The sequence below is a fragment of the Gordonia sp. 135 genome, from assembly GCF_009720185.1.
In the GTDB taxonomy this organism is placed as follows: domain Bacteria; phylum Actinomycetota; class Actinomycetes; order Mycobacteriales; family Mycobacteriaceae; genus Gordonia; species Gordonia alkanivorans.
The window spans coordinates 1,359,480-1,374,078 of the sequence record NZ_CP046257.1; the positions used below are offsets into that span (position 1 = coordinate 1,359,480).

10 protein-coding genes are annotated in these 14,599 nt (G+C 67.6%); 3 read left to right on the top strand and 7 right to left on the bottom strand.

Annotation, left to right across the window (positions count from 1 at the left end):
• Positions 1–36: 36 nt before the first annotated feature.
• Positions 37–987, bottom strand: coding sequence for a proline dehydrogenase family protein (locus tag GKZ92_RS06220; protein ID WP_155225098.1), 951 nt, complete (start codon positions 985–987; stop codon positions 37–39).
• Complete coding sequence (gene pruA / locus GKZ92_RS06225; protein WP_035754840.1) at positions 984–2,636, bottom strand: L-glutamate gamma-semialdehyde dehydrogenase; 1,653 nt, start codon at positions 2,634–2,636, stop codon at positions 984–986. The genes GKZ92_RS06220 and pruA overlap by 4 nt, the downstream gene beginning before the upstream one ends.
• Positions 2,637–2,711: 75 nt before the next feature.
• Here pruA and GKZ92_RS06230 point away from each other — a divergent pair, with 75 nt between their 5' ends.
• The gene (locus GKZ92_RS06230) at positions 2,712–4,319 is read left to right on the top strand and encodes a PucR family transcriptional regulator (protein WP_155225099.1); all 1,608 of its coding nucleotides are present in this window, start codon (positions 2,712–2,714) and stop codon (positions 4,317–4,319) included.
• A 121-nt stretch (positions 4,320–4,440) separates the two neighbouring features.
• Here the strand turns inward: GKZ92_RS06230 and GKZ92_RS06235 are convergent, their stop codons facing one another.
• From GKZ92_RS06235 to GKZ92_RS06245, 3 genes are all read right to left on the bottom strand, one after another.
• Positions 4,441–6,612, bottom strand: coding sequence for a glutamine synthetase III family protein (locus tag GKZ92_RS06235; protein ID WP_006359725.1), 2,172 nt, complete (start codon positions 6,610–6,612; stop codon positions 4,441–4,443).
• A gap of 191 nt (positions 6,613–6,803) precedes the next feature.
• Positions 6,804–8,795 (bottom strand): gamma-glutamyltransferase family protein, encoded by a 1,992-nt coding sequence (locus tag GKZ92_RS06240; RefSeq protein ID WP_035754834.1) that lies wholly within the window; start codon positions 8,793–8,795, stop codon positions 6,804–6,806.
• 16 nt (positions 8,796–8,811) lie between these two features.
• Positions 8,812–10,185, bottom strand: a complete 1,374-nt coding sequence (locus GKZ92_RS06245) for an MFS transporter (RefSeq protein WP_035754832.1) — start codon at positions 10,183–10,185, stop codon at positions 8,812–8,814.
• 139 nt (positions 10,186–10,324) lie between these two features.
• Here GKZ92_RS06245 and GKZ92_RS06250 point away from each other — a divergent pair, with 139 nt between their 5' ends.
• Positions 10,325–10,765 (top strand): SRPBCC family protein, encoded by a 441-nt coding sequence (locus GKZ92_RS06250; protein WP_035754830.1) that lies wholly within the window; start codon positions 10,325–10,327, stop codon positions 10,763–10,765.
• Positions 10,766–10,772: 7 nt separating this feature from the next.
• Here the strand turns inward: GKZ92_RS06250 and GKZ92_RS06255 are convergent, their stop codons facing one another.
• Positions 10,773–12,404 carry an MFS transporter gene (locus GKZ92_RS06255; protein ID WP_155225100.1) on the bottom strand — a complete coding sequence of 544 codons (1,632 nt, stop codon included), beginning with the start codon at positions 12,402–12,404 and terminating at the stop codon, positions 10,773–10,775.
• A gap of 55 nt (positions 12,405–12,459) precedes the next feature.
• A complete protein-coding gene (locus tag GKZ92_RS06260; RefSeq protein ID WP_006359730.1) occupies positions 12,460–13,152 on the bottom strand; it encodes a TetR/AcrR family transcriptional regulator in 693 nt (230 codons plus the stop codon).
• Positions 13,153–13,302: 150 nt separating this feature from the next.
• On the opposite strand from GKZ92_RS06260, the gene GKZ92_RS06265 reads away from it, so the two are divergent.
• Complete coding sequence (locus GKZ92_RS06265; RefSeq protein WP_155225101.1) at positions 13,303–14,526, top strand: oxygenase MpaB family protein; 1,224 nt, start codon at positions 13,303–13,305, stop codon at positions 14,524–14,526.
• Positions 14,527–14,599 lie beyond the last annotated feature (73 nt).

Here is a 14,599-nt window from a genome sequence, read left to right on the forward strand (position 1 = left end):
GCGAGATCGTCACCCCTGACGCGGGAGTTCGGCGCTCTACCCGGCCAGCGCCCGCAAGAAGAAGCCGAGATTCGCCGGTCTCTCCGCGAGGCGACGGACGAAGTAGCCGTACCACTCGGTGCCGTACGGGATGTACACGCGCACTCGGGCGCCCGACTCGACGAGCCGTCGCTGCTCGTCAACCCGGATGCCGTACAGCATCTGGTGCTCCCACGTGCCGGGGGCGCGGTCGAACTCCGCCGCGATGATCGAGGCCTCCTCGATCATCGTCGGGTCGTGGCTGGCGACCATCGGATAGCCGTTGCCCTTCATCAGGATTCGCAGGCAGCGGAGGTAGGCCTCGTCGACCTGGCGACGGTCGGGGTAGGCGACCGCCGGCGGTTCGGCATAGGCGCCCTTGCACAACCGGATTCGTGCGCCCGTTGCCGCGAACTCGGCGCAGTCGGCCTCGGTACGACGCAGATACGCCTGCAGCACGGTCCCGACCTCGGGGAAATCCTGTCGCAGTGACCGCACGATGGCCAGACGCTCGTCGACGGTCGCGTGATCCTCGGCGTCGATGGTGATCAGTGCCCCGGCGTGGTGCGCTGCCGCGGCGATGGTCCGGGCGTTCTCCTCGGCGATCTTGGCGCCGTGTTCGGGCAGCCGTTGACCCAGCGCAGTGAGTTTCACCGACACCTCAAGCGCACCCGGACGTACCGGACCCAGGCCCGGCATCGCCTCCAGCAGAGACACATAGGCGGCGACCGTGGCGTCGGCCTGTGATTCGTCGACGGTGTCCTCGCCGAGGAAGTCGATGGTCACCGCCAGCCCGTCGTCGAGTTCACGTCGGATGGCGGCGAGGACGTCGTCGAGCGTTTCACCGGGCACGAACCGGCGCACGACCTTCTCGGTCACCGACCATCGCTGCGAGGTCTGTTTGATCCGTTCGCTGCGCGCCGCGGCGGTGATCGTCGGGCGCAGGAGGGTGTCGAAGAGCGTGCTCAACTGGAGACCCCCGTGAAGTCGGTGCTCATGTGCGGGTACCGGGTCGTGGTCGGCGGCGTGAACGTCTCCTTGATCGTGCGGCTCGACGTCCAGCGCAACAGGTTCTGCTTCGACCCCGCCTTGTCGTTCGTGCCCGACGCCCGACCGCCACCGAACGGCTGTTGGCCGACGACGGCACCGGTCGGCTTGTCGTTGATGTAGAAGTTTCCGGCCGCATTGCGGAGCCGGTCCGACGCGAGAGCGACCGCCGCGACGTCGGTCGCCATGACCGCGCCGGTCAGCGCGTACTTCGCCGTCGTGTCGACCAGGTCGAGCACGGTCTCGTAGTCGGCGTCGTCGTAGACGTACACCGCCAGGATCGGGCCGAAGTACTCCGTGGAGAACGACTCGTCCCGCGGGTCGTCGGACAGCAACACGGTGGGGCGCACGAAGTACCCGACCGTGTCGTCGACCTGCCCGCCGACGGCGACGGTGACCTGCGGCGAGGACTTGGCGCGCCGCAGCGCCGCGATGTTCTTGTCGAAGGCACGCTGATCGATCAGGGCGCCACCGAAGTTCGACAGGTCGCGGACGTCGCCGTAGGTGATTTCGGCTGTCTCGCCGAGGAAGTCGTTACCCATCTTGTCCCACACCGACCGGGCGATGTAGGCGCGTGAGGCGGCCGAGCACTTCTGCCCCTGGTACTCGAACGCGCCGCGGATCAATGCCGTTCGGAGAGCGTGCGGTTCGGCGGAGGAATGGGCGACGATGAAGTCCTTGCCGCCCGTCTCGCCGACCAGGCGCGGGTAATTGCGGTACTTGTCGATGTTGTTGCCGACCGCTCGCCACAGGTACTGGAAGGTCGTGGTCGATCCGGTGAAGTGGATTCCGGCCAGGTTCTCGTCGGCGAGAACCACATCCGACACGGCACGTCCGTCGCCGTGGACGAGGTTGATGACTCCGGGAGGCAGTCCGGCGGCTTCGAGGAGTGCCATCGTGTACTGCGCCGAATACGCCTGTGTGGGAGAGGGCTTCCAGATCACGGTGTTGCCCATCAGCATCGGCGCCGTCGGCAGATTCGCGGCGATGGCGGTGAAGTTGAACGGGGTGACCGCGTAGACGAATCCGTCGAGCGGACGCTGATCGAGCCGATTCCAGACACCCGGTGACGACACCGGTTGTTCGGCGAGTATCTCGCGCGCGAAAGCAGCGTTGAACCGCCAGAAGTCGGCGAGCTCGCAGGGCGCGTCGATCTCGGCCTGCTGCACCGACTTCGACTGGCCGAGCATCGTCGCGGCGGCGATCCGTTCACGCCACGGCCCCGACAGCAGTTCGGCCGCGCGCAGGATCACCGCGGCCCGGTCGTCGAAGCTGGTGTGCGCCCAGTCGTCCTTTGCGTCCATCGCGGCGTCGACGGCCGCACGGGCGTCGTCGTGCGTGGCGTTGGTGAGGAATCCGAGCACCTCGTGGTGCGCATGCGGCTGCACGACGTCGATCTGATCGCCGTGCCCGAGATGCAGTCGACCGCCGATGATGTGCGGCAGCTCGCGCCGGCCGGCGCTGGACTGGCGGGTGAGTTCGTTGACGATCCGGGTGCGCTCGGGCGATCCGGGGGCGTAGGTGTGCACCGGCTCGTTGACCGGGCGAGGGGGAGTGGTGATGGCGTCCATGACGTCAGTTCACCTGCGGAGGGCGTTCCCGCGATATGGCCGATCGGCAAACCCGACAGCCGTAGCCTTGTCCGTATGGACAAATCGCCGGGCGTCGCGCTCGGGCGTCTCATCCTGGCCTTGGACCGGACGGTGGCGACCCTGGTCACCGCACCGCAGGGACTCGACGTGCCGGTGCGGAGCCTCGCGATGATCGACATCGACGACGTCCACTTCGGCCTCGGTCGCGCGGCACGGTCCGCCGATGTGTTCCTGCTGGTCGGCCTGCCCGACGAGGTGAGCACCGAACTGCTGGCCGGCCTCGGCATCCATCGCCCCGTCGCCGTCATGAGCAAGACGTCGTCGGCGACCCTCACCGACCTCGCCGATCGACTCGGTATCGCGGTCGTCGCCATCGACCCGCACGCCCGGTGGGAGCGCATCTACAACCTCGTGTCGCGCGTCCTCGACACCGCGCGGCGTTCGCCGGACGACGGCGAGTCGATGGAGTCGGGCGCCACCGGCGATCTCTTCGAACTCGCGGCCGAGGTCGCACGGCGCACCGGCGGACTGATCAGCATCGAGGACGAGCGATCGCACGTGCTGGCCTACAGCACGGCCGGCGACGAGGCCGACGATCTGCGACGGTTGTCGATCCTCGGCCGCGAGGGCCCGCCGGAGATGCTCGCCTGGCTTCGGCAGTGGGGTGTGATGGACGCGCTGCGCACGTCGGCGCGGGTGGTCGCGGTCGACGCGCGCACCGACCTCGGCCTGCGGGAACGCCGCGCGGTCGCGATCCGGGCCCCGGGCACGGCCGAGTTTCTGGGGGTCGTCTGGTTGCAGCGCGGTGCCGGACCGTTCGCCGACGACACTGACGAGGGGCTCACCGGAGCGGCCGCGGTCGCCGCCCGGGTGATCGCCCGTCGTCGATCCGCGGGCACCGAACACGACGAACTGGTCCGTCGGCTCCTCGGCGCGCGCGGCGACATCATCGACGTCGACGCACTCGCCGCTCAGCTCGGCGTCGACCCGTCCGTCGCAGTGGTCCTCGTCGGATTCGCGACGACCGGTTCGGCCGAAGACGCCTCGGTGCCGTTGTCGGAGAACGCCACTCGCATCTCCGCGCTCACCCTGCACGCCAGCGCGTTCAGTCCGCTGTCGGTGACCTCGACCATCGGCGACCGTGCCTACGTGGTGCTCCCCGGTGTGACGGACGATGCCGCGGTCGAATGGGCGCAGGTGTCCGTCGAGGTGACGCAGCGGCAGTTCGGTTTGCGCATCCGCGCGGTGGTCGCCGGACCCCACACCCTCGCCGCGGTACCCGAACTGCGCAGCCAGATCGACCGCGTGCTCGACGCGGCTTCCCTCGAAGGCGAACTGATCGACGACGTCACCACCGTCGCGGGCTCACGCACCGGGGTCCTGCTCGGCGAGATCGTCGCGCTCCTCGCCGAGAACCCCGACCTCGTCGACCCGCGGGTCTCTGACCTCGCCGACCTCGACGCCCGCACCGGTAGCGACTTCACCGTCTCCCTGCGCGCCTACCTCGACCGTTTCGGCGACGTCCGGTCGGCCGCCAACGATCTGCACGTCCACCCGAACACGTTGCGCTACCGCATCCGACGCATCGAGACCCTCACCGGGATGGACCTCGAGGACCCGGCGACCCGGCTCGTCGTGGCATTGTCGTTGCGGGTGCGGTAGGAGCTGAAAACCGCCCCCGAAAACCACCCTGTGCAGCGGCACCGACGACACTATGTCTTCGGCGCCGCCGTGGAGGGTCGACCTCAGGGGCGGTTTCCAGCTCGGGTGAGTACCCGAGATGTCAGAGGATCGTGAGCATCTCGTTGTAGGTGGGCAGCGGCCAGAGGTCGTCGGCGACGATGCTCTCGAGCGTGTCCGCGACCTCGCGCACCGCGGCCATCGCCGGGATCAGCGTCTCGAGTGCGTACTTCGACTCCTCGTAGGTGCTCTCGCCGTGCATACCCGCGATGCCCTCGTCGAGGGTGACCACGGCGGCGTGCAGTGTGCCGATCAGTTCGGTGATCTCGGTGAGAAGCGGTGTGGGAGATTCGATCCCGGCCATCTTCAGTGACGCGGCGGTGCCGGCGAGCTCGCCCTGGTAGCGGATCGCGGCCGGCATGATCATCGTCTTCGCGATCTCCGCGGTCTCCTTGGCCTCGACGAGGATGGTGAGCCCGTAGTACTCGAAGATGACGTCCTCGCGGGCCTCGAGTTCACGGGCCGACAGCACCCCGTACTTCTCGAAGATCTCGACGACCTCGGGTGCGGTGTACTCGGTGACGGCGTCGACGGTGGTGCGGAGGTTCTTGAGACCGCGCGCGGCGGCCTCTTCCTGCCACTCGTCGGAGTAGCCGTTGCCGTTGAAGATCACGGCACCGTGGGCGTTGACGATCTCCTGCAGCACCTTCTGCACGGCGTCGTTGAGGTCGGCGCCGTCGGCGAGCAATTTCTCCAGTTCGGAGGAGATGTAGTCGATGGAGTCGGCCAGGATGGTGTTGATCGCGACCATCGGGTCGGAGATCGATTGGTTGGAACCCGGTGCGCGATACTCGAATCGGTTGCCGGTGAACGCGAACGGGCTGGTGCGGTTGCGGTCGCCCGGGTCGGCCTTCAGCGGCGGTAGGGTGTCGACGCCGAGCTCGAGGACGCCGGCCGTCTTGGAACCGGTGGCGCCACCCTTGGCGATCTGCTCGAAGACGTCCATCAGCTGCTCGCCGAGGAAGATCGAGATGATCGCCGGCGGAGCCTCGTTCGCACCCAGACGATGATCGTTCGACGCCGACGCGACGGCGGCGCGCAGCAGGCCGCCGTAGGAGTGGACGGCGCGGATGATCGCACCGCAGAAGGTGAGGAACTGCATGTTCTCGTGCGGGGTGTCGCCGGGGTTGAGCAGGTTGCCCTGGTTGGCATTTCCGAGTGAGAAGTTGACGTGCTTGCCCGAGCCGTTGACGCCGGAGAACGGCTTCTCGTGCAGCAGGCACTTCATGCCGTACTTCTCCGCGACCGCCTTCATCGTGGTCATCATCAGCTGCTGGTGATCATGGGCCAGCACCGAGCGCTCGAAGACCGGTGCGATCTCGAACTGGCCGGGGGCGACTTCGTTGTGGCGGGTCTTGGCCGGGATGCCCTGCTTGAACAGCTCGCGGTCGAGTTCGATCATGAACGACAGCACGCGTTCGGGGATGGCGCCGAAGTAGTGGTCGTCGAACTCCTGACCCTTCGACGGCGGGGCGCCGAACAGGGTGCGGTTGGAGGTCATCAGGTCGGGGCGCGCGTAGAAGAAGTGCTCGTCGATCAGGAAGTACTCCTGCTCCGCGCCGGCGTAGGAGACGACGGTGTCGACGTTCTCGTGGCCGAAGAGCTTCAGCAGACGCATTGCCTGCTTGCTCATGGCCTGCTGGCTGCGCAGGAGCGGGGTCTTCTTGTCCAGTGCCTCACCGGTCCACGAGATGAAGATCGTGGGGATGCACAGGGTGTTGCCGTTCGGGTTCTCCAGGATGTACGCCGGGCTCGTGACGTCCCAGCCGGTGTAACCGCGGGCCTCGAAGGTGCCGCGCAGACCGCCGTTGGGGAAGCTCGACGCGTCGGGCTCACCCTGCAGCAGCGTCTTGCCGGCGAACTCGGCGAGCGACGCACCGCTCGAATCGGGTTCGAGGAACGAGTCGTGCTTCTCCGCCGTGAATCCGGTGAGCGGGTAGAAGACGTGCGCGTAGTGGGTGGCGCCCTTCTCGATGGCCCAGTCCTTCATCGCGACCGCGACGTAGTCGGCGAGGGTCGGGTCCATCGGGCAACCGGTGTCGATCGTTGCCGCAACCGCCTTGAAGACATGCTTCGGCAGGCGCTTCTTCATGACCGACAAGCTGAACACGTTGCGTCCGAAGGTGTCTGCCAACGGCTCGGTGAATCCGGGTGCCGACACCTCGTAGGTCGTCACGGCCTCGATGGCCTGACGGCGGGACATGCTGCCACTCATGGTTACTCCTGGTGTTTATCGTCGACCACCGGCAGGTCGGCACGACGACGTCGCTAGGTTGTCGCTGGTTGCGAGCGACTCGACGCTATGAGCTGGGTGTATGCGCCCCGTTGCCCCCGTGTGACGCTGAGGAAAACTAGTGTCCCGGCAGGTGTCTCGGCACAATTCGTCCGTTCGGACTACTCAGCAGGTCACTGCAGCGTGGCGTCGTCGCCCATCACGGCACCTTCACGACGCGGGTCGGCGCCGCCGATCCACCCGGAGTCGTGGCGCATGATCGCGCTGAGACCGCTGGACTGTTCGTCGACGGACACCTCTTCGCCCCGTTCGCGGAGGCCCCGCACCAGCGGATCGTGCGCGCCGTCGTCGGCGGTGTCGACCAGTGGGTGTTCGCCACCGACGTTCGACGTCGGGGTGTTGGCCGAGCCGAAGTCGATCATCGACACCGCCTGCTGCGGGTTCAGGCCCCAGTCCAGCATTCCGACAAGGGTTTTCACGACGAACTGGATGATGACCGATCCGCCCGGCGAACCCAGCGCGGCGATCACCTGTGCCGGCGCGCCGTCGGTGCCCGGTTGCATCACCAGGGTCGGCGCCATCGACGACCGCGGACGCTTACCGGGGGACACCCGGTTGGCGAGCAGGGCGCCGTCGTCGTCGCGCGGTTCGGCCGCGAAGTCGGTGAGCTGGTTGTTGAGCAGGAAGCCGTCGACCATGTGGTAGCTGCCGAACGCCGATTCGATGGTCGTCGTCATCGATGCGACGTTGCCGTAGCGGTCGGCGACGGTGATGTGGCTGGTGCCGTGTTCGTTGCCGGGATGCGAACCGAGCGGGACCGGACCGAGGTCCCCGGCCGGTGCCTCACCCAGGGAGGAATCGGGTTTGATCAACCCGGCGCGCGCCTGCAGATATGCGGGATCGAGGATGGTCTCGACGCCGCGTCCCGGCAGCGGCACGAAATCCGGGTCGGCGACGTACTTGTCACGGTCGGCATAGGCGAGTCGCTCGGCCTCGGTGATCAGGTGCACCGCTGCGGGATCCGGCCGGCCACCGTCCCGGCTCGCCTCGGCGTCGCCGTCTGACTCGGTGGGTCGCATCGACGGCAGGTCGAAGTTCTCCAGGATGCCCAGCGTGGAGGCGACGGCGATGCCGCCCGACGATGGTCCGGGCATCGCCACGATCTGGCGGCCGCGGTATCCCGTCACGATGGGATCGCGGGTGACCGCCCGGTAGTTGCGGAGGTCGTCGACGGTCATGAGGCTGGGCGTCAGACCGCCCGCGGTGCTGCCCGCCTCGGCGACGATCGCCTGCGCGAGCGGGCCGTCGTACATCGCGTCGGCGCCGTCGGTGGCGAGTACACCAAGGGTTTTCGCGTAGGCGGGGTTGACCAGGTCGGTGCCCGCGGGCTTCGCCGTGCCCTCGTCGGTCAGGAAGTAGGTGCGGGCTTCCTGGTCGGCCTTCAGGTCAGGCGCGGAGGCGGCGATCGCCCCGGCCAGCCGCGGGCTGATCTCGAAACCGCTGTCCGCCAGAGTGATCGCCGGGGTGAACAGGTCACGCCAGGTCTGCTTGCCGTACTCGCCGTGGACCATGTCGAGCATCCGCAGCACGCCGGGGACGCCGATCGATCGTCCCGAGGCGCGGGCACTCGGCACGGGTGGTGCGGGGTCGGTGGGGGAGATCTGCGTCAGGTAGGTCTCGGTGGCAGCCGCGGGGGCCGTCTCGCGGCCGTCGAAGGCGCGCACCGAGTTCGACGCCGCATCGTAGTAGAGGGCGAAGGCGCCGCCGCCGATACCCGACGACTGCGGTTCTACGAGACCGAGCACCATCTGCGCGGTCACCAGGGCATCGGCCGCAGTCCCACCGTCGCGCAACACCTCGCACGCCGCGCGGGTGGCCAGCGGATTGGCCGTCGCCGCGGCGTAGGTCCCGGTGACGACCGGTTTCATCCCGCTCCGGTAGCCCGAAGCGATCTCGGGTCGGGTCGCGATGTCGGTGGGGGCGGCCGAGACCTCCTGCGCGTCGATCAGTTCGCCGTTCGGGATCTCCGCGCAGGTGACCGGCGCGGCGGAAGGCTCGTCGGTGTCGGTTCCGCACGAGGCGACGACCAGTGCTGCGGCGACCGCGGCCACCGTCAGCCGGAGGCCCCGGGATCCGGGATGAGGACTTCCCCGACGGCGTCTCATGGACCTCAGCGTACGGTCACCGGGCAGACCGGACCGACCGAACGGCGATGCCCACCCCGATCACCGCGAGACAGGCGAAACCGAACGTCAGCAGTCGTGCCGATCCGACTGCATCGGCGCCGAAGCTGACGAGCAGACCGGCGGCTGCCGACCCGACGGTGTTGGCGACCATCTGCACGGAGTTGATACCGGCCGACGCCCGAGCGGCCTCGGCCTGATCGGTGGTGATGCCCATGGCGGCGGTCGCGATGTGCGGGAAGGCCATGCCGATGCCCATGCCGGCGACGACGAGGCAGGCGTACCAACCGGCGATCGCGATCGGTGCGGTCGAGGACTGGAGGAGGCCGTAACCGGCCATGCCTGCGGCGAGGAACGCCGGCCCCGCGATGCGGGCCGCCGACGCCGAACGGCCGCGGGCCCACGTGCTGCTGGCGATCTGCGCGACCGTCCACCCGGTCGACAGCGCGGCCGGCAGAAGGCCCGCGGCGAATGGGGACAGGCCGCCGACCTGCTGGCCGAACAGAGGGAGGAAGGCCTCGGCGGTCGACCCGGCCGCCAACACCGCGATCGAGAGATAGATCCACTTGAGCGGATTGCCCACCGAATAGGTGAGGCGGGGGAGCAGGCCGGTGTCGCCATGTCGGTCCACGGCGACGAACCCGGCGAGGGCGAGCAGCGCGACGGCGCCGAGAACCACGACCGCCGTCGTCGAACCGGAGACCGCGGCCACCGAGACGGCCCCGGCCGCGACGGTCACCGCGGCGAGCGACGCCCACGGCAACGGGTGCCGTTCGTCGGAGCCGCGACCTCGCGGGAGCACCTGCCCGGCCACCGCGGCGATGGCAAGCGTGACCACGGTGAGGAACCAGAAGGAACCGCGCCACAGTCCGACCTCGGCGAACATACCGCCGATCGCGGGCCCCACGATGTTCCCGACACCCCACATCGCCGAGATCAGAGCCACGGCCCGGCCCCAGATGCGCTGCGGCAGTGCGATCTGCACGACCGCGAACGCCAGGCCCGTGAGCAGTCCGCCACCGAGTCCCTGGATCAGCCTGCCGGCCAACAGGATCGGCATGGTCGGGGTGAGCGCGCAGACCAGCGAACCCGCGGCGAACGCGGAGAAGCCGATCAGGTAGGCGCCCCGTGCGCCGAACTGCGCCAGCGCGCGTGTGACCAACATCGACGCCACGACGGAGGCGATCAGGAAGACCGTGACGACCCAGGCGTAGAACTGTTCGCCGCCGATGTCGGCGACGGTGCTGGGCAACGAGGCCGAGGTGAGGAAGGTGTTGATGGCGAAGACGAGGATGCCGCCGGCGAAGACCGACACCGCGGCGCGGTGTTCACGGGCGAGGAGTTCGGACCATCCGCCCGTTGACGTCGACACCGTCTGAAAGAATATCCGACCCGACGACGGCGGTCAAATCGGTCGGCCGTGTCCCGCACCCGGAGGCGGTGCCGACCGGATAGTGTCGATCGGGAACAGCACGGCCACACCGGCCGGGCACGCGAGAACGGGGTAGAGCGTGGGAGTGGTACGTCATCAGGCCGTGGTCGATGCACCTCGGGACAAGGTCTTCCAGTACGTCGGCGGGTACCAGAACGTTCCCGAGTACCTGATGGGGGTGACCCGCTTCGAGCCGAGGACCGAACAGACCCAGGGCCTGGGCTCCGTCTTCGAGCTGTCGATCGACGTCGGTCCCAAGAAGCTCAAGTCGGTTGTGGAATGCACCCGGTACGTCGTCGACGAACTGATCGAGCTCAAGGCGATCGAGGGTTTCCAGGCCGACACCACCTGGCGGTTCCTCGACGCCGACACGGGCACCGAGCTGCAGGTGGAGTTCAGCTACACCCTGCCGGGCGGTATCGCGGGTCGAGTGCTCGGTGGCATCGTCGGGCCGTTCGCCGCCCAGGCCATCAAGCACACGGAGTCCACCATCGTGAAGAACGTGGCTGCCCGGGGCTGAGCACGCCTCAGGTTCCGGTGACCCCGTCGGCCGCGTCGTCGTCGTCGTGCGTGACGACGCGGTTCGGCAGGTTCTTCGAGAAGAGCAGAGCCAGCACGAGCAGGACGAACACGATGAACAGGGCCTGCTGGATTGCGGCGACCTGCGCGTCGGCATAGGCGTCGGACACGGCCTGGGCGCCGGACTCCAAGCCGCCGGAGTCCAGGACCAGGGTGCGTGCCTGATCCGCCGAGATGATCGGTACCCCGGCGTCGTCGACGGTCGAGGTGATCTGCTGTTGCTCTGTGGCGGACAGTGATTCGGTGTTGCCGACGGCGGAGAGGAAACCCGACGACAGCAGGAGGATGAACACCGAACCCGCCACCGCCGTCCCGAACGACGAGCCGAGGTTCTGGAAGGTGCCCTGCAGCCCGCCGACCTCGGAGGTGTCCTTCTCCTCGACCGCGGACATGTTGACGTTGCCGAGCTGGGAGGCGAGAAGGCCGAAACCCGCTCCGACGACGAACATCCCGATGGCGAAGGCCACACTCCGCAGGTCGACCCCGACCGCGGCGATCACGAAGAGGACGCCGAGGGCCATGATGATCTGTCCGCCGCGGGCGATGAAGCGGGCGGAGCGTCGTGCGGTGAGCCACGATCCGAGAACCGAGAACAAGACCAGGCCCACCGAGAGCGGCAGGATCTTGACCCCGGTCTGCAGCGCATCGCGCCCCAGCATCGTCTGCAGGTAGACCGGCACCACGAAGAACAGGGCGGCGATCGCGAAGTACTGGGCGAGGAATCCGCCGAGGCCGCTGCGCAACGCGGGGATCCGCAGCAGTTCGACGCGGAGCAGTGGCTGCCGGCCGGTACGGGCAAGCGTGCGTTGACGATCGACGAACAACCAGAGCACGACGACACCGATCAGCAACAGGTAGGCGACCGGCGAGACGCCCAGCGGGGCGATCTCGGTGCCGCCGACCTCCGGCGGGTGCTGCGGCTTCAGCCACCCCCAGGTCTTCGACTGCAGCACTCCGTAGACGATGAGGGCCAGGCCGCCGGAGGATGCGAGGACGCTGAGCGGGTCGATCCGTACGTCGCGGTCGCGTTCGACGTCGTGGATCAACGCCGCCGCGAACAGGACGACGACCATGACCACCGTCTCGGCGACGAAGACGTAACGCCACGAGGCGTAGGTGGTCATCAGGCCGCCGAGCAACGGGCCGACGGCGGCGGCGAGTCCGGTCACCGCGCCGAGGACCGAGAACGCGGTGACCCGTGCCTTTCCGGTGTAGTTGATGGCGGCCAGGGAGGCGATCGCGGGGATCACGAGCACTGCGCCGAGTCCCTCGACCAGGGACCAGCCCAGCATCAGGACGGTCAGGTTGGGGCTCAAAGCGGTCGTGAGGGAACCGATCCCGTAGATGACGGCACCGATCTTGAAGGCCCGCGCGCGACCCATGAGGTCGCCGAGTTTGCCGCCGGTCAACATGAACGCCGCCATCGTCAGAGCGTAGAACGTGATCGCGGCCTGCATGCCGGTGATCGAAGTGTCGAGATCGGCTGCCACGACCGAGATCGACACGTTCATGACGGTGCTGTCGAGCACCATCACGAATTGGGAGACCGCGAGGATGACGATGACCGACCACGAACGCATCGCGGAACTCCCCTCAGCTGGAAAGTGATCCGACGATTGTCCCAGCCGGGAGCCGTCAGCGTGGCGGATCGAGCATCGGGACGAGGAATCGTCTCGCGATGTCGGCCAGCTGGGCGTCGTCGGTGATGTCGACGACGCGACTCGGCACGGTGAGGAACGACGCCGAGATGCGCACCATCATCTCGGCCACGATCTCGACATCGAGGTCCTCGGAGATGTTGCCGGCCAACTGTTCTCGCCGTAGCTGGGCGGCCACGAACTGTTGCACCACGGACAGCAGGAGGCCGTCGTCGCCGATCATCGATTCGATGAGCATGCTCGATTCGGAGTCGGCCATTCCGCTGATCAGGGGGTTGCTCGCGACGGCCCGCAATGATCCGACAAATCCGACGACCACGCGCTCGGCGACCGTCTGCGCGGCCGGGATGTCGGTGCGGAACTGGTCGAAGTAGCGCCGGAACTCGCGCAGCACCACCTCGTCCACCAAGGCGTCCTTGGTGGCGAACTTCCGGTAGAGGGTCACCCGCGTCACGCCCGCGTTCTTGGCGACCTTCTCCATCGGGGTCCGCTGGATGCCGAGTCGGCAGAAAAGGTCGAAGGCGGCGTCGAGGAGGCGTTCGGCGGTCGGATCGGATTCGGTGTCGGTGGGGTTCACCGACCCGAGGAACGCGCGGTGGATGACCGAACTCGACGACGAGCCGGCCGGCATCATGCCCGGATTCGGGATGTCTGCTGCGGACAACTGCATCGGCGATTCCCTTCCTGTGGCGATCGATCTGCCCGGATCAATGATCGCAAATCCGAGAATGTCGGTGTGTCCTGAGTCACTCGATGCTATCAAGGATACAAGGTTACGAGAATTGTCACATTGATACATCGGACTAGATGGGACGGGGTCATGGAAGATCTGAACAGACGCAGGCTACTCAAGGCCGGAGGAGTGGTCGGGGCAGCCGGCGCGGTGGCCGCGGTGGCTCCGGCGACACCGTGGACGTGGTCGCCCGCGAACTCGCTGCCGGGCCGCGGCGCGGGCACCGACCCGCGCACACTCTGGGACGACGAGGCCGACCCGGTGATCGCCAAGGTCATCGACAGCGGTCAGGCGCCGAAGGTCAACAAGCTGCTGCGGACCTGGCACAAGAACGCGCAGCCGCTGCCGGCCGGGCTGCCGCCGGAGCTGCGCGACTTCATGGAGCACGCACGGCAGCTCCCATCGTGGACCGACCAGTCCAAGCTGGCCGACGCGGTGAAGTTCAACGAGAAGCGCGGCACGTATCTCGGCGTCATCTACGGCTTCGCGAGCGGCATGATGAGCACCCTCATCCCCAAGGAGGCGCGTGCGGTCTACTACTCCAAGGGTGGATGGGACCTGAAGGACCGCATCTCCAAGACCGCCAAACTCGGCTACGACATCGGCTCGCTCAACGCCTACCAACCCGGCGGCGAGATGGTCGTGACCTGCCTGAAGACCCGGATGGCGCATGCCGGCGTCCGACACCTCCTCCCGCAGTCGCCGCACTGGGTGCACTCCGCGTCGGAGGACGTGCCGATCAGCCAGGCCGACATCATGGTGACCTGGCACAGCCTGCCGACCACCGTGATGCGCAACTTCCGCAAGTGGCAGGTGCCGATCGCCGCCGACGAATCGGCGGGCTTCCTGCACTCGTGGCAGATCACCGCACACATGCTGGGCGTCAAGGACGAATACATCCCGGCGTCGTGGAATGCGGCCGAATCCCAGGCGAAGCAGGTGCTCGACCCGATCCAGCACCCCACGCCGGAGGGCCGCAAGCTCGCGGACATGTTGCTCGACCTGGGCATGAATCTGGACCTGACCCTGCTCTCGCGCGGAGTGCTCGGGGCATTGACCCGGTTCATGCTCGGCGACAAGGCCGCCGACGGGCTGAACATCCCGCGCGAACCCGTGTGGACGCCGCTGCTGGAGACCGCCTGGACGCCGTATGTCCTGGTCCGTGAAGGCCTGTTGAACGTCGGCATGCCGCGCGAGGCGTACTGGATGATCGACGAATTCCTCCGCCAGTTCGTACTCTTCTACATGTCGGAACTGCGGATGCCGATCAACATCGAGATCCCGGTGTTCAACAACCCCAAGTACAAGTAGCCCGTGCAGAAGTGGTCCGACGCCCCGAACGGGTCGACCTCGACCCCCACCGGCGGTCAACCCCTCTCAGCCG